Below are 21,290 nucleotides of genomic sequence, written 5' to 3'. Positions count from 1 at the left end.
GTTTTCCGCGCCCCTGGGTATGTGCGGCTCTTTTCGCGGAGGGACCCGCACAAGTCAGGGGCGCGGGGAACTGCGCGAACAACCACCGCGGACCGCAAGGTCCCGTTGCCGGCAGGACGGGGCAGCTGGGCAGGTCAGGGGACGAGAACGAGGCGGCCTCGTACGGACCCGGCGGCGAGCCGTTCGTGGGCCTGCGCGGCAGCGGACAGGGGGTACGTGGCCGCCACCCGCAGGGTGACCGCACCGGCGTCCGCGAGCGCAGCCAACTCCGTGAGCCGCGGGCCGTCCGCGCGTACCCAGACGTTGGCCACGCGGGTGCCGTGCCGCGGCACCGGATCCGCGCCGAGCCCGACCGCGACGAAGGCGCCGCCGCCCCGCAACGCCTCCAGGGCCGCGACCCCCGACACGGCCGCGTCGAAGACCCCGTCGACCCCGCCGGGGACGTGGCGCCGCACGTCGTCGGCCAGTTGCCCGCCGCGGGGCACGAAGTGGTCGGCGCCCAGGGCCCGCACCAGTTCCGCGTCCCCTTCCCCCGCGGACGCGACCACCCGCAGTCCGCGCAGGACGGCGAGCTGGACGGCGAACCCGCCCACGCCGCCGGCCGCTCCGGTGACCAGCAGCGAGTCACCCGCGGACAGCCCGAGCAGATCGAGTCCCTGCGCGGCGGTGAGACCGTTCAGCGGGAGGGTGGCCGCCTCGGCGAATCCCGCCGCGCGCGGCGCCCGGCCGACGTTGGCCTCGTCGAGCACCACGTACTCGGCGTAGCCGCCGAGTTCCAGGTCCAGTCGTGAGACCAGACCGATCACGCGGTCGCCGGGGGCGAACCGCGTGCCCGCCCCGACCGCGTCCACCGTCCCGGCCACGTCCCAGCCGATCCCCGTCTGCGGGCGGGCCCAGGTGAAGCCCGCGGCCACCATCCCGCCGGTCCGCACCCCGACGTCGACCGGGTTGACGCCGGCCGCCCGCACCGCGATCCGGACCTGCCCGGGCCCCGGCTCCGGGATCTCCGTGTCGATGCCCACGAGCGCTTCGGGACCCCCGAAGTCCCGGACCACGACTGCACGCATGACGGCTCTCCTCACGGCTCGACGGGCGGTGCGCCCGGCTCGGTGTCCACCCGGCCGGGCGGACCCCTGCGAACCTACGGAGAGCTACTCTCTTCTGGTAAGTAGGCACCCGAAAGTGCGTACCCCACCCGGAGGAGAGCCCATGGCCACGCGTACCGCCGCCCAGCGCCGCGCCGCGGCACGTACCGCGTACGACGCGTTCGTCGCGGAGTGCCCGTCGCGGCAGTTGCTGGACCGGCTCGGCGACAAGTGGACGACGCTGGTGGTCAGCGCCCTCGCGGAGGGGCCGCGCCGGTACGCGGAACTGGCCAGGACCATCGCCGGGGTCAGCCAGAAGATGCTCACCCAGACCCTGCGCGCGCTGGAACGCGACGGCATGGTGGAGCGCACCGTGACCCCGGCGGTGCCGGTCCGGGTGGACTACGAACTGACCCCCATGGGCCGTGAACTGCTCCCCGTGCTCGGCGCGGTGAAGGCGTGGTCCGAGCAGTACATCGCGCAGGTACTCACGTCCCGGGAGGCGTACGACGCGCGGGACGCGGCCGGCGCGTGAGCCGTACCGCGGCCCCCGGCCGGGAGCACCGGCCGGGGGTGCCGGCTCAGGCCAGCCCGGCGACCAGTTCGGCGACCGGGCGGCGGCGCCCGGTGTAGAAGGGAACCTCCTCGCGGACGTGGAGCCGCGCCTCGGACGCGCGCAGGTGCCGCATGAGGTCCACGATCCGGTGCAGCTCGTCCGCCTCGAACGCGAGGATCCACTCGTAGTCGCCGAGCGAGAAGGACGCCACGGTGTTGGCCCGCACGTCGGGGTAGCCGCGCGCCATCTTGCCGTGGTCGGCGAGCATCCGGCGCCGGTCCTCGTCGGGCAGCAGGTACCAGTCGTAGGAGCGGACGAACGGGTACACGCTGACGTACGCGCGCGCCTCCTCGTCGGCGAGGAAGGCCGGGACGTGCGACTTGTTGAACTCCGCCGGCCGGTGCAGCGCCATGTTGGACCACACCGGGACCAGCGCGCGGCCCAGCCGGGTGCGGCGGAAGAGGTTGTACGCGTCCTGGAGCGCCTCGGCGGTCTCCGCGTGCCACCAGATCATCAGGTCGGCGTCCGCCCGCAGCCCGGACAGGTCGTACGTGCCGCGCACGGTGACGTCCTTCGCGGCGAGCTGTGCGAACAGCTCCTCCACCTCGTCCGCGTAGCCGGTGCGGTCGTCCGGCAGCACGTCCTTGAGCCGGAAGACCGACCAGAGGGTGTAGCGGATGACCTCGTTGAGGTCCTTGGCCTTCTTGCCCGCGTTGGCGGGCCGGTTCTGGGCGTCTGCCGCTGCTGCCGCTGCGGCGGAGTCGAGGGCGCGATCGGCGGTCGAATCGGTCATACGGCTATTCTCCCGCGCCGTCCGGGGCACCCGGCACCAGGGTGGCGAGTACCTCCGCGGCCGCCCGGCGCCCGCTGCCGACGCACGCGGGAATGCCCACCCCGTCGTAGACCGCGCCGCACAGCGCCACGCCCGGCAGCTTCCCGACCTGCTCGCGCAGGCGCCGTACCCGGTCCACGTGCCCGACCGCGTACTGCGGCAGCCCGCCCGTCCACCGGGTGACCCGGGCCGCGATCGGCGCGGCCCGCAGGCCCACCGCCTCGCCCAGGTCCTCGCGGGACAGCCGGACCAGGTCGGTGTCGTCCCAGGCCAGGTCGGCGGTGTCGCCGTGCCGCCCGACCGAGGTCCGCAGCACGAAGGTGTCGCCCCCGGCGGAGTCGAGCCAGCCCCACTTGCGGCTGGAGAAGGTGGCCGCCTTGATCGTCCGGCCGTCCACCGGCGGCACCAGGAAGCCGCTGCTGAGTGGCAGGGCCAGCACGTCGCGGCGGCGGAAGGCCATGGTGACCAGCGCCATGCTCGCGTACTCCACCGCGCCCAACTCGGCGGCGGCGGCGGGTGCCTCGGCGGCGAGCAGGTCGGCCGCGGCACGCGCGGGCACGGCGATCACCACCGCGTCGGCGGCCAGCGCGCGGCCGTCCAGGCCGATCCGCCAGCCGTGCGGGCCGGTACGCCGCAGTTCCCGCACCGGGGTGCCGGTCTCGATCCGCACCCCGGCGGCGCGGCACGCGGCGGCCACGGCGAGCGGCAGCCGGCCGATCCCGCCGCGGATGCCGTTGAAGACCGGGCCGCCGGCGCCGGCCGCGGCCGCCTTGCGCTGGAGGCCGCGGACCGCCTCGATGAGCGAGCGGCCCTCGTGGGCGGCGGCGTAGAGCTGCGGTACGGCGGCGCGCAGCGAGATCTCGTAGGAGTTGCCCGCGTAGACCCCGCCGAGCAGCGGTTCGACCAGCCGGTCCACCACCTCCCGGCCGAGCCGGGCGGCGACGTACCCGCCGACCGCCGTGTCCTCGCCGATCTCGGTGCGGGGCAGCACATGGTCGAGCGGGAGGCGGGCCAGGCCGGCGGCGGACAGCACCCCGGAGGAGGCGAGCGGTGCGAGGTCGCCCGGCACGCCCATGACCTGGCCCTGGGGCATCGGGCGCAGCCGGCCGCGGGTCCACAGCGCCGCGCCCCCGACGGCGGGCGGCTGGAGGTCGTCGCCGAGCCCGACCTCGCGGGCCAGCGCTGTCGCCTCCGGCCGCCGGGCCAGTATCGACTCGGCGCCGAGGTCGACCGGCACTCCGGCGATCTCGTCGGCGTGCAGCTTCCCGCCCAGCCGCTCGGACGCTTCGAGCAGGGTGACCCGGGCACCGCCCGCGGCCAGGTCGAGGGCCGCGGCGAGCCCGGAGATCCCGCCGCCGACGACCACGACATGCCCCGCGGCCCCGGCGCCGCCGTCCGGGCCGCCGCGCCCGCCCTGCTCGCCTCGGTCGTCCCGGCCGTCCCGCGTCTGGCTCATGGCTCCACTGTCGCAGACGCCGGAACGAGTTCCGAACGTGACCCCTTCGGGACCGCCGGGCCGAAACCCACCGCGAGCACCCCGCGTCCAACCGGCACTCGTACGCCAACGGCCCTGACATCGGGGGGATTTGATGACGAACACGCAGGTGTGGCGAAGAGCGGTCCGGCGGGGGAACCGGCGGCGGATCGGGGCGTGCTGCGCCCTGGTGCTGGCCGCGGCCGTCGCGGTCGCGGGGTGCAGCGCGTCGGGCGGTGACGCGTCGTCGGCACAGCGGGACGACGCGGCGGGCGCGAAGCAGGCGGACTCCGCGCCGTACGACGCCGCGACGCCGACGCCGTCCGGCGCCACCGGTTCCGGCACCACCCGGTCCGGTACGGCGCCCGCCGCGACGCCGGCGACCTACGTGGTGCGCACCGCGACCCTCAGCGTGCGCACCCCGCACGTACAGGACCAGCTCGCCAGAGCCCGCCAGGACGCCGACCGGGCCGGCGGCTACGCGGGCGACGAGACCACGACCGTCGACGCCCACGGCCGGGCCGCCTCCACCATCCAGCTCCGGGTGCCGCCGTCCCGCTACGACGCGGTGCTCGCCGAACTCGGCTCGCTCGGGAAGCTGTTGGAGCGCAAGGTGAACGTGCAGGACGTCACCGGCCAGGTCGTCGACGTCAAAAGCCGGATCACGTCGCAGCAGGCCAGCGTGGCGCGGGTGCGGGCGCTGATGGACAAGGCGACCGACCTCACCGACGTGGTGTCCCTGGAGGGGGAGCTGAGCACCCGCGAGTCCGCGCTGGAGTCGCTCGAGGCACAGCAGAAGTCCCTCACGTCCCGCACCGACCTCGCGACGATCACGCTCAAGCTGTCCGAGCCGCCCGTGAAGGCCGCTGTCGCCAGGCCGGCGGGGCATCGCGGGTTCTGGTCCACCGTCGGGCACGCGTTCGCCGTCGGGTGGCACGGGTTCACCGTCGCCGTCCGCGGGCTGCTCGTCGCCCTCGCGGTCGCGTTGCCGTTCCTCGCGGTGGTCGCGCTTGTCGGCTACCTCGCGTACCGCCTCCGGCGCAGGGTGCCCTGACCCTCCGGGGTGCCCCGTCCTGCCCGTCGAGGGGCCGCCTGCCGGTGGTGGGCTTGTCGCGCGGTTCCTCCCCCAGCCTGGCGGCTGGGTGGGGGTGCCCCCGGTGAAGCCAGGGGGAGTGCCCCCAGCGCCCCTTGGTGGTGACCCTCCTTTCGCGGAGGGACCGCACCAGCCAGGGGCGCGGGGAACTGCGCGAGCAATCACAGCCGGACCGCAAGGTCCCGTCGCAACAGGACGGGGCAGCCGGGCGGGTCAGGGCACCGTCAGCGCCGCGACTGTTCGTGGACGTACTCGACGAGACGGGTGAGCGCGTCGGGATCGGTGCTCGGGAGAACGCCGTGCCCGAGGTTGAAGATGTGCCCGGTCCCCGACGCACGCGCAGCGTCCAGCACCTCCGTGGCCTTGGCCTCGACCGCGGAGGTGGGGGCGAAGAGGACGGACGGGTCGAGGTTGCCTTGGAGCGCCTTGCCGGGGCCGACCCGGCGGGCCGCCTCGTCGAGCGGCACCCGCCAGTCGACGCCGACGACATCCGCGCCGGCCTCGCCCATGAGCCCGAGCAGTTCCCCGGTGCCGACGCCGAAGTGGATCCGGGGCACCCCGTAGTCCTTGACCGCGTCGAAGACCTTCACGGAGGTGGGCATGACGTAGCGCCGGTAGTCCGCGGGGGCGAGCGCGCCGACCCAGGAGTCGAAGAGCTGCACCGCGCTGGCGCCCGCCTCGATCTGCACCTTGAGGAATCCCACGGTGATGTCGGCGAGCCGGTCGAGCAGGTCGTGCCACAGCTCGGGCTCGCCGTACATCATCGCCTTGGTGCGCTCGTGGTTGCGCGAGGGGCCGCCCTCCACGAGGTAGCTGGCCAGGGTGAAGGGCGCGCCGGCGAAGCCGATCAGCGGGGTGGCGCCGAGCTCCGCGGTGAGCAGCCCGATCGCCTCGGTCACGTACGAGACGTCGTCGGGCTCCAGGGCGCGCAGGCGCGCGAGGTCGGCGCGGGTGCGGATGGGTTCGCCGACCACCGGGCCGACCCCGGGCTTGATGTCCAGGTCGATGCCGATGGCCTTGAGCGGCACCACGATGTCGCTGAAGTAGACCGCCGCGTCCACGCCGTGCCGCCGCACCGGCTGCATGGTGATCTCGGCGACGAGTTCCGGGCGGGTGCACGACTCCAGGATCGAGATGCCGTCGCGCACCTTGAAGTACTCGGGCAGCGATCGCCCGGCCTGCCGCATGAACCACACCGGGGTGTGCGGCACGGATTCGCGCCGGCAGGCGCGGATGAACGGGGAAGCAGCGGTCTGCTGGTGCGCACTCACACCCCGTATCCTCCCACGGCCGGGCCGTCCTCTCGCCCGTGCACCGGCGCGCGAGGGCATCAGGCGGTGTTCGAGGGGGTGTTGGTGCGAGCGCGAAGCTGGGTGGCGGCCTAGTCTTCCGGGCATGGCTGCGGTTCACGGGCACTCGGCGGACGAGGCTCCCTTCTCCTTCCGGCGCGCGGTGGACGGTCTGCGGACCGCCCGGGTCCGCACCGAGGTGCGGATCGAGGAGGTGCCGGCGCCGCGCCGGCTCGCGTCGTACGCCTTCGCACTGGAGGCGACGGTGGTCGCCGACGGGGAGGAGCTGGCCGACGGCCGGCTGGTGCTGCTGCACGAGCCGGACGGCCATGACGCCTGGCACGGCGAGTTCCGGCTGGTCACGCTGGCCAGGGCCGAGCTGGAGCCGGAGATGGCGGGCGACCCGCTGCTGCCGGAGGTGAGCTGGTCGTGGCTGACCGGGGCGCTCGCGGCCCGCAGCGCCGGCTACCACGAGCCCAGCGGCACCGTCTCGCGCGCGTCCTCCCACTACTTCGGCAGCCTGTCGGACCGCAGGGACGACACGCAGATCGAGATCCGGGCGTCCTGGACACCGCAGGACCGGCCGGGGGCGGACGGTCCCGACGCGGCCGCGCACCTGGTGGCCTGGTGCGACCTGCTGTGCGCCTGCGCGGGCCTGCCGCCGGCCGAGGGCCCCGACCCGTCGGGGCGGCCGGCCGGCGGCGTGGTGCCGCTGCCGAAGCGCAGGACCTGACAGGTCGCGGCGCTGCCGCCGACCGGGCCGCCTGCCCTGCCGGTGCGGACCGCGCCGCCGGCGGTCGCGGGCGCGCCCGGCGGCCGGGCTCCCGGGCCGACACGGGCCCGTTCGATCGGCCGTCCGATTTGCCGGAATTGTTCCGCAACAAATCGTGATCTTTCTCTAAAGCCGGGAGCAAATGCTGCCGAAGGAGACTGTGACCGTTTCAGTCCCCTTTGCACAGGAGGCCCGGTGTCCGTTCTTCTCGAGCAGCCCACGAGCCTGGTCGCCTACCGTCCCAGCAAGCCGACGGCCATGGTCGTCGTGGCCGATCCCCGGGTTCGCTCCACTGTCACCCGACACCTGTGGGCGCTCGGAGTCCGGGACGTGATCGAGGCTTCCTCCATCGCCGAAGCCCGGCCCCGGGTCGGCAACCCCCGCGACATCTGCGTCGCCGACGTCCACCTTCCCGACGGCTCCGGCCTCACCCTCCTCGCCGAGACGCGGGCCGCGGGCTGGCCCAACGGCCTGGCGCTGTCCGCCGCCGACGACATCGGTGCGGTGCGCAACGCGCTGGCCGGCGGCGTGAAGGGCTACGTGGTCACCGGTACCCGCAACACCGCGGGCGCGCTGGCCGGCCGCCCGGGCCTGGCCCCGCTGGGCGCCACCGCGGCGCGCATGCAGCGCCGCCCGCCGGGCGTGCCGGGCCACCCAGGCGGCTACCGCGAGCTGTCCGGCCGCGAGGTCGAGGTGCTGCGGCTGGTCGCGGAGGGCCAGTCGAACAAGGCGATCGGCGTGTCGATGGGCCTGTCCGCGCTCACCGTCAAGAGCCATCTCGCGCGGATCGCCCGCAAGCTCGGCACCGGCGACCGGGCCGGCATGGTCGCGGTGGCCCTGCGCACCGGCATCATCCACTGAGACCGGCCGGTGCCCTGCGGCGGAACGTTCCGCCGCAGGGCGCCGCGGCCCGCCGGACACCGCCCGGACACCCCCCGTCCCCGCCCGCGACCCCGACCGGTCGGCAATCGTGCCGTGACGGAGATCCACCGCAGCCGCTCACCACGGCTACCCTTGACAGGTGACCGACGCCAGAGAGACCGCAACCCAGGAACCATCGGCGCCGGTCCCGCTGCTGGACCCGCGCGAGGGAATCCCGCCGGTGACCGCCAGCCCGGAGGCACTCGCAGAAGTCGTCGCGGCGTTCGCCGCAGGTTCCGGTCCGGTCGCCGTCGATGCCGAGCGCGCCTCCGGCTACCGCTACGGGCAGCGGGCCTATCTGGTCCAGTTGCGCCGTGCCGGGGCAGGGACCGCGCTGATCGACCCCGTCGGATGTCCGGACCTGTCCGCTCTGGACGAGGCACTGGCCGGAACCGAGTGGGTGCTGCACGCAGCCACCCAGGATCTGCCCTGCCTCCTCGAGCTGGGCATGCGTCCGACCTCCCTGTTCGACACCGAACTCGCCGGCCGGCTGGCCGGCTTCGCCCGCGTGGGGCTGGGCGCGATGGTGGAGAACGTCCTGGGCTTCACCCTCGAGAAGGGCCACTCCGCCGTCGACTGGTCCACCCGACCGCTGCCCGAGCCGTGGCTGCGCTACGCGGCACTCGACGTGGAGCTCCTGGTCGACCTGCGCGACGCGCTGGAGGAGGAGCTGCGCGGCCAGGGCAAGCTGGACTGGGCGCTCCAGGAGTTCACCGCGATCGCCGCGGCCCCGCCACCGCCGCCGCGGGTCGACCCCTGGCGCCGCACCTCGGGGATGCACAAGGTGCGCCGGCGCCGGCAGATCGGCATCGTGCGCGAGCTGTGGCAGGCGCGGGACCGTACCGCCCGCGAGCGGGACGTCTCCCCCGGCCGCGTGCTCACCGACGCGGCGATCGTCGCCGCCGCGCTGGAGTCCCCGCCGAACGTCCACGCGCTCGCCGCGCTGCCCGGCTTCGGCCACCGCATGGGGCGCCGCCAGCTCGAGCAGTGGCAGGCCGCGATCGACCACGCCCGCGCGCTGCCCGAACGCGAACTCCCGCAGCCCACCGCGTCGTACACCGGCCCGCCGCCCCCGCGCGCCTGGGCCGACAAGGACCCGGCGGCGGCCGCCCGGCTGTCCGCGGCCCGCGCCGCCGTCTCCGCGCTGGCCGAGGAGCTGAACCTCCCTCAGGAGAACCTCCTCACCCCGGACACCGTCCGCCGGATCTGCTGGGCGCCGCCGTCCGCGATCACCCCGGAGGTGGTGGCGAGCACGCTGACCTCCTTCGGCGCCCGGCCCTGGCAGGTGAGCCTCACCACCCCCCTGCTCACCCAGGCCCTCACCGCGCAGCCGCCCGCCCCCGCCCCCGAGTAGCCCGGGGCGGGGCCCGCGGATGTGACCTCCACCGCATGCCGGGGTGGGAGTATGCACACCAGTTACCCGCGAGTAGCATTGGGTGCGTCAGACCCCGCGTTCACCTCACGGAGTGCGTCCCCCCGCACGGTCACCTTCCCCCGGGTTCGCCGGTGAGCGAGCCGAAGGGCGCGCCGGTGTCGAAAGTGGAGAAGCGACAAGCGAGGAACGAGCGCGGGAGCGACGACCGTCGACACCGGGTTCAAGCGCCCGGAGGCGAGCGAACACAAAAAGGCGACCGTCGACACCGGGTTCATGCGCCCGGAGGCGAGCGAACACAAAGAAAAGGGAAGGTGGCACCGTGCCCCGTACCGCGAGGGAGGTCGTCTTCGTCGACGGCGTCCGCACACCGTTCGGCAAGGCGGGCCCGAAGGGGATCTACCACGAGACCCGCGCGGACGACCTGGTGATCAAGTCCATCCGCGAGCTGCTGCGGCGCAACCCGGGTCTCGACCCGGCGCGGATCGACGAGGTGGCGGTCGCGGCCACCACGCAGATCGGTGACCAGGGCCTGACCCTGGGCCGCACCGCCGGCATCCTCGCGGGGCTGCCGACCACCGTGCCCGGCTTCTCGATCGACCGCATGTGCGCGGGCGCGATGACCGCGGTGACCACCACCGCGGGCGGCATCGCCTTCGGCGCGTACGACGTGGTCGTGGCCGGCGGGGTGGAGCACATGGGCCGGCACCCGATGGGCGAGGGGGTGGACCCCAACCCGCGCTTCGTCTCGGAGAAGCTCGTCGACGAGTCCGCGCTGTTCATGGGCATGACCGCGGAGAACCTGCACGACCGCTTCCCGCAGCTGACCAAGGCGCGTGCCGACGAGTTCGCCGTCCGCAGCCAGGAGAAGGCCGCGAAGGCGTACGCGAACGGCAAGATCCAGCAGGACCTGGTGCCGATCGCGATCCGCCGCACCGATCCCGAGGTCGGAGAGACCGGCTGGGGCCTGGCCACCGCCGACGAGCCGATGCGCCCGGGCACCACGCTGGAGCAACTCGCCGGGCTGAAGACCCCGTTCCGCCCGCACGGCCGGGTCACCGCGGGCAACGCGGCCGGGCTCAACGACGGTGCCACCGCCTCCCTGCTCGCCGCCGAGGACGTGGCCCGCGAGCTGGACCTGCCGGTGAAGATGCGCCTCGTGGCGTACGCCTTCGCCGGCGTCGAGCCCGAGGTGATGGGCGTCGGCCCGATCCCGGCCACCGAGAAGGCCCTGGCCAAGGCGGGCCTGGGCATCGAGGACATCGGCCTGTTCGAGGTGAACGAGGCGTTCGCCGTCCAGGTGCTGTCCCTGCTGGACCACTACGGCATCGCCGACGACGACCCGCGGGTCAACCAGTACGGCGGGGCCATCGCCTTCGGCCACCCGCTGGCCTCCTCCGGGGTGCGGCTGATGACGCAGCTGGCCCGGCAGTTCGAGGAGCAGCCGCAGGTGCGCTACGGCATCACCACGATGTGCGTCGGCTTCGGCATGGGCGGCACGGTCATCTGGGAGAACCCCCACTTCGACGGGAGCGGCAAGTGACCACCACCGCAGAGCTGCTGAAGGGCGCGGCCCAGCTGTTCCCGGACGAGGTCGTCACGCACGCGCAGGTGCGCCACCTCGACCTGCCGGGGGCGGGCCGGTTCGCGCTGATCACCCTGGACAACGGCTTCGACCACACCAAGCCGACCACGCTCGGCCCGCAGTCGCTGGCGAACTTCGACGCCGCCCTCGACCAGGTCGAGAAGGAGGCCGCCGACGGCGCCATCGTCGGTGTCGGCGTCACCGGCAAGCCGTTCATCTTCGCGGTCGGCGCCGACCTCAAGGGCGTGGAACTGCTGAAGCGGCACGAGGACGCGCTGGCCATCGGCCGCGGCGGCCACGACGTCTTCAAGCGCCTCCAGTCGCTGGCGGTCCCGACCTTCGCGTACTACAACGGCGCCGCGATGGGCGGTGGCGTCGAGATCGGCCTGCACTGCTCCTACCGCACGGTCTCCGCGTCGGTGCCCGCGTTCTCGCTGCCCGAGGTCTTCCTCGGCCTGGTGCCCGGCTGGGGCGGTTGCACCCTGCTGCCGAACCTGATCGGCGCCGACCGCGCGGTGAGCGTCATCATCGAGAACTCGCTCAACCAGAACCGCCAGCTCAAGGGCGGCCAGGTGCACGAACTCGGCATCGCCGACGCGCTGTTCGACGCCGCCGACTTCCTGGAGCAGTCGCTCGCCTGGACCGCGGCCGTGCTCAAGGGCGAGATCGAGGTGGCCCGCGCCGAGGTCGACCGCGGCGAGGCGTGGGACCGGGCGGTTGCCCGCGGCCGCGCGATCGCCGACGGCAAGGTGCACGGCGCCGCCCCGGCCGCCTACCGCGCGCTCGACATCATCGCCGCCGCGAAGAGCGGCGACCTGCACGAGGGCTTCGGGGCCGAGGACACCGCGCTGGCCGACCTCATCATGGGCGGCGAACTGCGGGCCGGCATCTACGCCTTCAACCTGGTGCAGAAGCGCGGCAAGCGCCCGGTCGGCGCGCCCGACAAGGCGCTGGCCCGCCCGGTGACCAAGGTCGGCGTGGTCGGCGCGGGCCTGATGGCCTCGCAACTCGCCCTGCTCTTCGCCCGCCGCCTGGAGGTGCCGGTCGTGCTGACCGACATCGACCAGGCCCGGATCGACAAGGGCGTGGCGTACGTCCACGGCGAGGTCGACAAGCTGCTCGGCAAGGGCCGGATCGGCCAGGACAAGGCGAACCAGCTCAAGGCGCTGGTCAGCGGGCACCTGGACAAGGCGACCGCGTTCGGCGACGCCGACTTCGTGATCGAGGCCGTCTTCGAGGAGATGGGCGTCAAGCAGCAGGTCTTCGCCGAACTGGAGGCCGTGGTCCGGCCGGACGCGGTGCTGGCCACCAACACCTCCTCGCTGTCGGTGGCGGAGATGGCCGCGAAGCTGGAGCACCCCGAGCGGGTGGTCGGCTTCCACTTCTTCAACCCGGTCGCGGTGCTGCCGCTGCTGGAGATCGTCCGCGGCGAGGGCACCGACGACGCGTCGCTGGCCACCGCCTTCGCGGTCGCCAAGAAGCTGAAGAAGACCGCGGTCCTGGTCAAGGACGCGCCCGCGTTCGTGGTCAACCGCATCCTGACCCGCTTCATGGGCGAGATCCAGAACGTCATCGACGAGGGCACGCCGGTCGAGGTCGCCGAGAAGGCGATCGAGCCGCTGGGCCTGCCGATGTCGCCGCTGGTGCTGCTGGAACTGGTCGGCCCGGCGATCGGCCTGCACGTCTCCGAGACGCTGCACGGCGCGTTCCCCGACCGGTTCACGGTCTCGGCGAACCTCGCCGCGGTGGTCAAGGCCGGCAAGCGCGGCTTCTACCTGCACGACTCCGGCGCCCCCGTGCTGGACCCGGAGGTCGCGGCGCTGCTGGAGCAGGGCGACACGGTGCTGACCGAGGCGCAGGTGCGCGAGCGGGTGCTGGACGCCGTCGCGCAGGAGATCGGGCTGATGCTCTCCGAGGGCGTCGTCGCCGAGGCGCAGGACATCGACCTGTGCCTGATCACCGGCGCCGGCTGGCCCTTCCACCTGGGCGGCATCACCCCCTACCTGGACCGCGAGGGCGTCTCCGCGCGGGTGAACGGCAAGCCGTTCCTCGCCCCGGGCGTGGCGAGCGTCCCGGCGTAGCCGACCGCTCCCGGCGCAGCCGACCGGCCGCCGCCCCCTCCACGGGGGCGGCGGCCGGACGCATGGGCAGGCGGCGGGGCGCGGGCTCAGGACTTGAGCAGCGCGACCGTCAAGTCCCGGACCAGCGCCTTGGTTTCGTACTCGTCCAGCTGGCCGAGTCCGCGCTCGGAGATGCCGCGCAGGGTCTCCCCCACCGCGGCCAGTACCTCGTCGAGCGCGACCTTGCGGCGCTTGGCGTCGACGGCGGCGACCCGCGCCCGGCGCATCGCGGCGGCGAGTTCGGGCGCGTAGTCGATCCGGACCGGGGTGGCCGAGAAGACCTCCACGCCGACCATCCGCACCTCCGCCGCGATCAGCCGGGTCAGGTCGTCGGCGACGCGCTCGCAGTCGCGCAGCGTCGGGCGGTCGCCGCCGAAGTCGTCCACCGGGTGGCGGGCGGCGACCCGGGCGACGGCGGCCTCGACCGCCTCGCGCAGGAACCGGTCGTGGTCGCGGACCCCGTAGACGGCCCTGGCGGTGTCCCGCACCCGCCACACCAGGTGCAGGCTGATCCGCAGCGGGGTACCGCCCGCGTCGACGGTGTCGATGGGGTGGCTGCGCCAGTGCCGCAGCGTCACGTCGAAGCGGCGGCGGCGCAGCAGCGGGCTGATCCACAGCAGCCCGGTCCGGCGTACGGTCCCCCGGTATCCCCCGCAACAGCTGAGCACGCGGACGGTGCCGGGCCGCCCGCGCACCAGCCCGGACAGCGCGAGCAGCCCCACGGCGGCGAGCGGGGCCAGGCCCGCCCACAGCCGGCCGCCGGTCCCGGTCCGCGGCGGGCGGGGCAGCGGCGGGCGTTCGAGCCGGGACGGCAGCGCGCCGGCCCGCCACAGCAGCCCGGCGGCGGCCAGCGCCGCCGCGAGGGCGACGAGGGCGGCCACCCAGCCCGGCAGGCTGGGCCCGGGCCGCTCCACGGGGGTGTCGAGCGGCCCGGGGACGCCCGGGTCGGCTTCTTCCCGCGCACCATCGCGGGCCTGCCAGGGCAGCGCGGCCGGCAGTTGCAGCGTCTGGGCGGTGTCGGTGAGCGGTGGGCGGGACCAGTCGGGCGGGGGCGGGTCGGACGGACCCGGGCTGGGGGACGTGCTCGGCGCGGTCACGTGAACAGTCGTCTCCAGGTCTCGGGCCCGGGGTGGCCGTCCGCGTCGCGCGCCGACCAGCCCTGGGCACGCTGGAACGCCTCCACGTTGCGCCGGTCCGCCTCGGACCAGATGCGGCCGGGGCCGACCCGGTAGTGGGCGCCGAAGCCCTTGGCGACCAGCCGCGCGCCCAGGGCGAGTACGTCGGTGCTGCTGCTGCCCGGACGGAAGGCGCCCGCGCCCGGGTACGGCGGCACCGGCGCGTCCTGGCCGGCGGGGGCGCTGCGCGCGGCCGGCGGGGCCGCGACGTCCTTGCCGCGGTGGTGGACCAGGTAGCTCCAGGTGGCCGGCCCGGGCAGGCCGTCCGCATCCGTGCCCGACCAGCCCTGGGCGCGCTGGAAGGCCGCGGTGGCCTCGGTGTCGGCCCGGCCCCATCGCGGCCCGGGGCCGACCCGGTAGGCGCCGCCCGCGCCGCGCCCGACGAGCAGCATGCCCAGCCGGGTCACCTCGGCCCCCTGCGCGCCCCGCCCGAAGGCGCCGCGCCCGGGGAAGGCGGCCGTGGACCCCTCGGGCCCGGAACCGCCAGAGGGCGCGTTCTGGGAGGGCGCGGCCTTGGCGGCCGTCGAGTCCGCGCCGGCCAGGTACTTGTCCCGGTAGGGCAGGTACTTCGCGGAGTTCGACCAGTAGGCGTACGGGATGGTCTGCACCTGGGTGTTGGGCATCGTCTGCTCGTACCCGGTGTAGGCGGTGTGGGCGTCGTCCACCCAGCCGCCGAACAGGACGACGTGCGAGCCCTCGACGGGGTCGTCCGCGTTGTCGAAGAGCAGGGCGTCGCCGGGCTGCAACTCGTCCTTGGTGACCGGCACCGCGTAGCCGGCGAGGTCGCCGGTCCAGGCGTTGGTGTTCAGGCCCCAGGCCATCGACACGAAGCCGGAGCAGTCCTGCCGGTAACCGTCCTTCCAGTAGGACGTCATGCTGTACGGCACCTTCGCGGCCACCCAGGTCTCGGCCCGGTCCAGGATCTGGGCCCGGGTGAGTGTCATGGGTGCCGCGGCCGCGTCGCTCGTGCCGGCGCCGTCGGCCTGCGCTGCGGGCGCGGCCCACACCGCCGCACCGGCCAGTGCGGTGCCGGCGGCGGCCGCCGCGACGACCGCCCGCGCGGCCGGGCGGGCCGGGCCCGCGGGACCGGCCGCTGCCGCCGCGCGCGCGGCGGCAGCCAGCCGGCGGCGCGCGCAGTCCTCGCAACCGCAGCTCGGCAGGGGTTCGACGTCTTCGAAGACCGGTAGGGACACGCGTACCACTCCTCCCTGATCAGGCGTCACATGCCTTCATTACCCGATTTCGCCTGAAAGTTGACAGGGCGGGGAAGCAGTTTGACCGAAGGTGTGAACCGTCGTGATCGCGGCGGAGCCACGTGGCGGGAGTGGAGCGGCCCGCGCGAGCCCGGGCCGGGGGGAAACCGCGGGGAAAATCAGGGAAACCCGGGCAAATCCGGGGCAACGGCACGAGCCGCCGGGCGCTGGGCGCCTGACGGCTCGTGAGGGCGGTGCGTGGGCGGGCGGCGCGGTGCTGCGGCGCCCGACGGGGTGTCAGCTCGGGGTCAGCTCTGTGTCGGTGAGGCGCTCGGAGTGGCCTGGATCGCGATCACGCGCTTGGCCTCCTTGTCCACCATCGAGCGCAGCTTGTCCGGGGTCAGCGAGGTCCGCACGTCCTTGACCGGCTTGCCGTTGATCTCCAGCGCGGGCACCTCGCCGAGACCGGAGTGGGCGAAGTCGGCCTGCGACTTGATCACCCATCCGTTGTGGTCGCCCTGCTCGATGCACGGCTCGAAGTTGGCCATCTTGATCTTCTTGGCCTTGTGGGCGAGGCTCTTGATCAGCTTCTCGTTGCCGAGGGCGCCGCTGTGCGGGTCGGGCTGGTGGTCCCAGATCTCCTGGACGAACTGCGTGAAGCGGCTCTGGTCCTGGGCGCAGGCGGCGGCGTTGGCCGCGAACTCCGCGCTCTTGCCGCCGTACTTCCCGTCCGACGCGGTGACGAGCTGGTAGTGCACCTGGACCTGTCCGGTGGTGAGCATCTGCCGCAGGACGTCCGCGTACTCGTCGGCGAACGCCTTGGAGTCGGGGCTGCGCAGGTCCTCGTAGACGGTGATGGTGACCGGAACCGCGGGGCGGACCGGGACCTGGAAGTTCGGGCCGCTGCTGGCGCTGGGGCTGGGGCTCGCCGTGGCGCTCGGGTCGGCCGGGCCGGTCGGCACCACCGCGGGCCCGACCGCGCCGGTCGGTGCCGCCACCTTGTCGTCCTTGCCGGCCCGCACGTGCGCGCCGATCAGCGCCGATCCGCCGAAGACCACGACGATCGCCATGATGCCGACCGCGTACGGCCGCAACTTGCGGAGCGGACCCTTCCGCTTCTTCTTCGCCGGCGCCGCCGCACCGCCGGTTTTGCCGGGTCCCTTGGACTCCGTCATGACTACGCCACCTCGATCGTCCCGCACTGCTCTCGCGCATTTCTACCACCGGTCCCGCCCACCCCGGAAAACGGGTGGCCCCGGGGGCCGCCGGGCCCTCCGCGGGCGCCCGGCGCCAGCTGGCGGGGGCAGCGCGCGGCGGCCCGGTGCGCGGGCTCTCCCGCGCACGAAGGGGGCCACCCGATGCGGCGGCCCCCTGCGCGCGGACGGTCCCGCGCCGCGGTCAGTCCTGGCTCACCTCGTCGGCCGCGGCCGGGTCCACCGCGCCCGCGGGGTCGGCCTCGTCGGGGAACCGGCCGTCGATGGTGGCGACCAGCCCGGTGACCTGGCGGGCGATGTTCGGGGCGGTCAGGCCGATCTCCGCCAGCACGTCCTTGCGGGAGCCGTGCTTCAGGAAGCGGGGCGGGACGCCGAAGTCGCGCAGCGGCACGTCCACCTCGGCGTCGCGCAGGGCCTGCGCGATCGAGGAGCCGACCCCGCCGACCCGGCCGTTGTCCTCGACGGTGACGACCACGCGGTGGCGGGCGGCCAGCACCGGCAGCTCGGGGTCGACCGGCTTGACCCAGCGCGGGTCGACCACGGTGGAGGTGATGCCCTGGGCGTCCAGGAGAGCGGCGATCTCCAGGCACATCGGGGCCAGCGCGCCCACGGAGACCAGCAGCACGTCCGGACGGGCGGTCTCGGTGGAGGGGGTGCGCAGCACGTCCATGCCGCCGATCCGGCCGACCGCCGCGACCGCCGGCCCGACGGCGCCCTTGGAGTAGCGCACCACGGTCGGCGCGTCGTCGACCTCGACCGCCTCGCGCAGCTGCGCGCGGACCTGGTCGGCGTCGCGCGGCGCGGCGATCCGCAGCCCGGGCACGACCTGGAGGATGGACATGTCCCAGATGCCGTTGTGGGTGGCGCCGTCGCTGCCGGTGACCCCGGCCCGGTCGAGCACGAAGGTCACGCCGCAGCGGTGCAGCGCGACGTCCATCAGCACCTGGTCGAAGGCCCGGTTCAGGAACGTCGCGTACACCGCGAAGACCGGGTGCAGCCCCCCGGTGGCCAGGCCCGCCGCGGAGGTCGCCGCGTGCTGCTCGGCGATGCCGACGTCGTAGACCCGCTCGGGGAACGCCTTGGCGAACTTCGTCAGGCCCACCGGGTGCAGCATCGCGGCGGTGATGGCGACGATGTCCTCGCGCTCCTTGCCGAGTTCGAGCATCTCGTCGCCGAAGACCGAGGTCCAGTCGGCGCCGCCGGCCGAGATCGGCAGCCCGGTGTCGGGGTGGATCGGGCTGATGCCGTGGAAGCGGTCGATCTCGTCCTGCTCGGCCGGGGTGTAGCCGCGGCCCTTCTCGGTGATGCAGTGCACGATGACCGGTCCGCGGAAGCGCTTGGCGCGCTGCAGCGCGGACTCGACCGCCTCGATGTCGTGGCCGTCGATCGGGCCGAGGTACTTCAGCCCCAGGTCCTCGAACATGCCCTGCGGGGTGACGAAGTCCTTCAGGCCCTTCTTCGCGCCGTGCAGCGTCTCGTAGAGCGGCTTGCCGATCAGCGGGGTGCGCTCCAGCACCTCCTTGGTGCGGGCGAGGAACTGCTCGTACCCGTCGGTGGTGCGCAGCGTGGCGAGGTGGTTGGCCAGGCCGCCGATGGTCGGCGAGTACGACCACTCGTTGTCGTTGACCACGATGACCAGCGGGCGGTGCTTGGCGGCGGCGATGTTGTTCAGCGCCTCCCAGGCCATGCCACCGGTGAGCGCGCCGTCGCCGATCACGGCGACCACCCGGTCGTCACGGTCCAGCAGTTCGTTGGCCTTGGCGAGGCCGTCGGCCCAGCCGAGCACGGTGGAGGCGTGGCTGTTCTCGATCACGTCGTGCTCGGACTCGCTGCGCGAGGGGTATCCGGACAGCCCGCCGGTGCCCTTCAGCCTGGTGAAGTCCTGACGGCCGGTGAGCAGCTTGTGCACGTAGGCCTGGTGGCCGGTGTCGAACAGCACGCGGTCGGCCGGTGAGTGGAAGACCCGGTGCAGGGCGATGGTCAACTCCACCACGCCCAGGTTCGGGCCGAGGTGGCCGCCGGTCTTGGAGACCGCGTCGACGAGGAAGTCCCGGATCTCCTCGGCGAGTTCCACCAGTTGCTGCGGGCTGAGCCGGTCGAGGTCGCGGGGTCCGTTGATACGGGTCAGCAGTGCCACCCGTGCCTCCTCTTCCTAGCGCGCACTTGTCCGTCGCGGCGGGCCGATCTGGCCATTCAGCGAGTCTAATGTTCCGGATACCGGAGCGTCCGCCGACCCGTGCGAGATATGTCACCGGCCGTGGACCGGCGGCCCCGCGGGCCCGCTGGGCCGACGCGGCCCGGGGCGCCGACACCCGGGCGCGGGCCGGGAAGCACTCACATCCGGACACGGGCGCGACCGGTCCCGGGCGCGGGCCAGGAAGCACTCACATCCGGACACGGAGGCGAACACGCCCGGACACGAGGGCGCCGGGTGCGCCCGGAGGGTTTCCGGGCGCACCCGGCGCGGGTGCCTCGTGGTGGTGCGGCCGGGCGCTAGGCGCGGCCGGACGTCCGCTGTGTCCTGCGGGACACCGAGTCGATGACCACCGCGGCGAGCAGGACGCCACCGGTGATCATGTACTGGATGGAGACGTCCATGTTGAGCAGGTCGAGGCCGGTCTGGATGGACTGGATGACCAGACCACCGATGAGGGCCGACCAGACGTTGCCGCGACCGCCGAAGAGGCTGGTGCCGCCGATGACCGCGGCCGCGATGGCCAGCATCAGCAGGTTGCCGCTACCGGCCTGGGTGTTGGCGGTCTGGATCTGACCGGCGATGAACAGGCCGCCCAGGGCCGCGAAGCCGCCGGCGATGGCGAAGACGGCGATCCGGATGCCGGGCACGCTGATGCCGGCCCGGCTCGACGCCTCGATGCTGCCGCCGACCGCGAAGACCTTGCGGCCGAAGGTGGTGCGGCGCACCACGTAGTCGCAGATCACCAGGACGACCAGGAACAGCACCAGGGCGTTCGGCACGCCGTTGGAGTTGTTCAGGACGATGGCCAGGGCGTAGGAGACGATCGCCAGCAGCACCGTGCGCAGCAGGATCTCGCTGGTGGGCCGGAAGGGCACGCCGGCCTTGCGGCGACGGGCCTGGTCGGCCAGCGAGCTGAGCAGCATCGCGGCGACACCGACGGTGGCCAGGATGTAGGCACCGGCGATGCTGGAGTTCATGAAGAAGGACGTCTGGTCCACGATGTGGATCGGGCCGGTGTCCGCGATCGAGATGCTGCCGGTCTTGCGCAGCAGCCACAGCATCAGGCCGTTCCAGCCGAGGAAGCCGGCCAGGGTGACCACGAAGGCCGGCACGCCGATCTTGGCCAGGAAGAAGCCGTGTATCGCGCCGATGGCGACGCCGATGACGATCGTCAGCAGCACCGCCAGCCACATGTTCATGCCGTGCGTGGTCGTGAAGACCGCGAAGATCGCCGCGGCCAGACCGCTGACCGAGGCGACCGACAGGTCGATCTCACCGAGCAGCAGCACGAAGACCAGGCCGATGGAGAGCATGCCGGCGCCGGCCAGGTAGTAGCCGATGTTGCTGATGTTGTTCGCGCTCAGGAACCGGTCGTTCGCGAGCTGGAACACCACGAAGATGATGATCAGGGCCGCGATGACGGGCATCGAGCCGAGCTCGCCGCCCTTGACCCGGCGCTTGAACTCCGTGATGTAGCCGCGGAATCCCTGCTCCCGGACGAGCAGCCGGGGGTCGATGACCTCCACGGCGGGCGGCAGCACCTCGTCGGCGGGCACGCCGCCCTTCGAGGTGTCCACGGTGGTCTTGTCGCTGCTCACTGGGTCGCCTCCGCGTTGCGCGACTGCCGACGGGTCACGGCGTTGTCCGTGGCACCGGTGATCGCGGCGATGATCTGTTCGTTCGTCGTGCCCTTGACCGGGAAGGAGCCGTTGTTCCGGCCGAGCCGGAGCACGTGCACGGTGTCCGCCACGGCGGTCACGTCGGCCATGTTGTGACTGATCAGAATGACGCCGAGGCCGCGCTCGCGCAGCCGTTCGACGAGGTCGAGGACCTGGGCGGTCTGCTCGACACCGAGGGCTGCGGTCGGCTCGTCGAGGATGACGACCTTCGGGTCGCCGATGAGGGCGCGGGCGATCGCGACGACCTGCCGCTGGCCACCGGAGAGGCTGGCGATCGGGATCCGGACGCTGGGGATGCGGATCGACAGGGTGTTCAGCAGCTCGCGGGAGCGCTTTTCCATCGTGACCTCGTCGATGCTGCCGTAACGCAGCAGCTCCCGACCGAGGAAGAGGTTGCCGACGACATCGAGGTTGTCGCACAGCGCGAGGTCCTGGTAGACGGTGGCCACACCGAGCTGCTGGGCGTCGCTGGGGCGGTTGATGCTGACGCCCCGGCCTTCCCACTCGATGACGCCCTCGTCGATCGGGTGGACCCCGGCGATCGTCTTGACCAAAGTGGACTTGCCGGCACCGTTGTCGCCCACCAAGGCGGCGACCTCTCCGGCATGGACCTCCAGTTCGACATCGGTGAGGGCCTGAACCGCACCGAATCGCTTGGAGACTCCGCGCAACGCCAGCACGGGCGTAGCGGACACGTGAACCATCTCCTTCGCCGCCTGACCGGCGGGGATGC

17 protein-coding genes are annotated in these 21,290 nt (G+C 73.4%); 7 read left to right on the top strand and 10 right to left on the bottom strand.

Annotation, left to right across the window (positions count from 1 at the left end):
- Nucleotides 1-134: 134 nt before the first annotated feature.
- Entirely contained in the window at nt 135-1,067 is a 933-nt protein-coding gene (locus tag C4U44_RS08005; RefSeq protein ID WP_103884955.1) for an NADP-dependent oxidoreductase, read from the bottom strand.
- 142 nt (nt 1,068-1,209) lie between these two features.
- On the opposite strand from C4U44_RS08005, the gene C4U44_RS08000 reads away from it, so the two are divergent.
- Nucleotides 1,210-1,620, top strand: coding sequence for a winged helix-turn-helix transcriptional regulator (locus C4U44_RS08000; RefSeq protein ID WP_103884954.1), 411 nt, complete (start codon nt 1,210-1,212; stop codon nt 1,618-1,620).
- A gap of 46 nt (nt 1,621-1,666) precedes the next feature.
- Here the strand turns inward: C4U44_RS08000 and hemQ are convergent, their stop codons facing one another.
- Both hemQ and hemG read right to left on the bottom strand, forming a co-directional pair.
- Nucleotides 1,667-2,434 carry a hydrogen peroxide-dependent heme synthase gene (hemQ, locus tag C4U44_RS07995; protein ID WP_235031908.1) on the bottom strand — a complete coding sequence of 256 codons (768 nt, stop codon included), beginning with the start codon at nt 2,432-2,434 and terminating at the stop codon, nt 1,667-1,669.
- A gap of 4 nt (nt 2,435-2,438) precedes the next feature.
- Entirely contained in the window at nt 2,439-3,929 is a 1,491-nt protein-coding gene (gene hemG, locus C4U44_RS07990) for a protoporphyrinogen oxidase (RefSeq protein ID WP_103884953.1), read from the bottom strand.
- A gap of 133 nt (nt 3,930-4,062) precedes the next feature.
- On the opposite strand from hemG, the gene C4U44_RS07985 reads away from it, so the two are divergent.
- A complete protein-coding gene (locus C4U44_RS07985) occupies nt 4,063-5,001 on the top strand; it encodes a DUF4349 domain-containing protein (protein ID WP_103884952.1) in 939 nt (312 codons plus the stop codon).
- A 263-nt stretch (nt 5,002-5,264) separates the two neighbouring features.
- On the opposite strand, the gene hemE is transcribed toward C4U44_RS07985, so the two are convergent.
- Nucleotides 5,265-6,311 carry a uroporphyrinogen decarboxylase gene (gene hemE, locus C4U44_RS07980; RefSeq protein WP_407642801.1) on the bottom strand — a complete coding sequence of 349 codons (1,047 nt, stop codon included), beginning with the start codon at nt 6,309-6,311 and terminating at the stop codon, nt 5,265-5,267.
- A gap of 124 nt (nt 6,312-6,435) precedes the next feature.
- Between hemE and C4U44_RS07975 the strand changes: the two genes are divergently transcribed.
- The 5 genes from C4U44_RS07975 (at nt 6,436) to C4U44_RS07955 (ending at nt 13,060) form a co-directional block, all read left to right on the top strand.
- Nucleotides 6,436-7,062, top strand: coding sequence for a DUF3000 domain-containing protein (locus tag C4U44_RS07975; protein ID WP_103884950.1), 627 nt, complete (start codon nt 6,436-6,438; stop codon nt 7,060-7,062).
- Between the two features lie 234 nt (nt 7,063-7,296).
- Complete coding sequence (locus tag C4U44_RS07970; RefSeq protein WP_103884949.1) at nt 7,297-7,962, top strand: response regulator transcription factor; 666 nt, start codon at nt 7,297-7,299, stop codon at nt 7,960-7,962.
- A 160-nt stretch (nt 7,963-8,122) separates the two neighbouring features.
- Entirely contained in the window at nt 8,123-9,376 is a 1,254-nt protein-coding gene (locus tag C4U44_RS07965) for a ribonuclease D (protein ID WP_103884948.1), read from the top strand.
- A gap of 340 nt (nt 9,377-9,716) precedes the next feature.
- A complete protein-coding gene (locus C4U44_RS07960) occupies nt 9,717-10,937 on the top strand; it encodes a thiolase family protein (protein WP_103884947.1) in 1,221 nt (406 codons plus the stop codon).
- Nucleotides 10,934-13,060 (top strand): 3-hydroxyacyl-CoA dehydrogenase NAD-binding domain-containing protein, encoded by a 2,127-nt coding sequence (locus tag C4U44_RS07955; RefSeq protein ID WP_103884946.1) that lies wholly within the window; start codon nt 10,934-10,936, stop codon nt 13,058-13,060. Before C4U44_RS07960 ends, C4U44_RS07955 begins: the two co-directional genes overlap by 4 nt.
- Nucleotides 13,061-13,146: 86 nt before the next feature.
- Here the strand turns inward: C4U44_RS07955 and C4U44_RS07950 are convergent, their stop codons facing one another.
- The 6 genes from C4U44_RS07950 to C4U44_RS07920 all read right to left on the bottom strand — a co-directional run bounded on the left by C4U44_RS07950 (nt 13,147) and on the right by C4U44_RS07920 (nt 21,261).
- On the bottom strand, nt 13,147-14,196 hold the full coding sequence (locus tag C4U44_RS07950; protein WP_235031907.1) for an SPFH domain-containing protein: 1,050 nt from the start codon (nt 14,194-14,196) through the stop codon (nt 13,147-13,149).
- A complete protein-coding gene (locus tag C4U44_RS07945; protein WP_103884945.1) occupies nt 14,193-15,467 on the bottom strand; it encodes a peptidoglycan-binding protein in 1,275 nt (424 codons plus the stop codon). Before C4U44_RS07945 ends, C4U44_RS07950 begins: the two co-directional genes overlap by 4 nt.
- Nucleotides 15,468-15,775: 308 nt before the next feature.
- Nucleotides 15,776-16,642 (bottom strand): DsbA family protein, encoded by an 867-nt coding sequence (locus tag C4U44_RS07940; RefSeq protein ID WP_235031906.1) that lies wholly within the window; start codon nt 16,640-16,642, stop codon nt 15,776-15,778.
- A 223-nt stretch (nt 16,643-16,865) separates the two neighbouring features.
- Complete coding sequence (gene dxs / locus C4U44_RS07935; protein WP_103884944.1) at nt 16,866-18,818, bottom strand: 1-deoxy-D-xylulose-5-phosphate synthase; 1,953 nt, start codon at nt 18,816-18,818, stop codon at nt 16,866-16,868.
- 356 nt (nt 18,819-19,174) lie between these two features.
- Nucleotides 19,175-20,476, bottom strand: a complete 1,302-nt coding sequence (locus C4U44_RS07925) for a sugar ABC transporter permease (protein WP_103884942.1) — start codon at nt 20,474-20,476, stop codon at nt 19,175-19,177.
- Entirely contained in the window at nt 20,473-21,261 is a 789-nt protein-coding gene (locus tag C4U44_RS07920) for an ATP-binding cassette domain-containing protein (RefSeq protein ID WP_103884941.1), read from the bottom strand. Before C4U44_RS07920 ends, C4U44_RS07925 begins: the two co-directional genes overlap by 4 nt.
- Nucleotides 21,262-21,290: the final 29 nt, after the last annotated feature.

Source organism: Actinacidiphila yanglinensis (assembly GCF_900107965.1).
Classification (GTDB): domain Bacteria; phylum Actinomycetota; class Actinomycetes; order Streptomycetales; family Streptomycetaceae; genus Actinacidiphila; species Actinacidiphila yanglinensis.
Note: the sequence above shows the minus strand (reverse complement) of the source record. Positions and strands in the feature narration are given on the sequence as shown.

What these genes read in the sequence shown, in the direction of transcription:
- C4U44_RS08005 (WP_103884955.1), bottom strand. Translation starts at nt 1,067, where the DNA reads ATGCGTGCAGTCGTGGTCCGGGACTTCGGGGGTCCCGAAGCGCTCGTG.
- hemQ (WP_235031908.1), bottom strand. Translation starts at nt 2,434, where the DNA reads ATGACCGATTCGACCGCCGATCGCGCCCTCGACTCCGCCGCAGCGGCA.
- C4U44_RS07940 (WP_235031906.1), bottom strand. Translation starts at nt 16,642, where the DNA reads ATGACGGAGTCCAAGGGACCCGGCAAAACCGGCGGTGCGGCGGCGCCG.
- C4U44_RS08000 (WP_103884954.1), top strand. Translation starts at nt 1,210, where the DNA reads ATGGCCACGCGTACCGCCGCCCAGCGCCGCGCCGCGGCACGTACCGCG.
- C4U44_RS07920 (WP_103884941.1), bottom strand. Translation starts at nt 21,261, where the DNA reads ATGGTTCACGTGTCCGCTACGCCCGTGCTGGCGTTGCGCGGAGTCTCC.
- hemG (WP_103884953.1), bottom strand. Translation starts at nt 3,929, where the DNA reads ATGAGCCAGACGCGGGACGGCCGGGACGACCGAGGCGAGCAGGGCGGG.
- C4U44_RS07975 (WP_103884950.1), top strand. Translation starts at nt 6,436, where the DNA reads ATGGCTGCGGTTCACGGGCACTCGGCGGACGAGGCTCCCTTCTCCTTC.
- C4U44_RS07985 (WP_103884952.1), top strand. Translation starts at nt 4,063, where the DNA reads ATGACGAACACGCAGGTGTGGCGAAGAGCGGTCCGGCGGGGGAACCGG.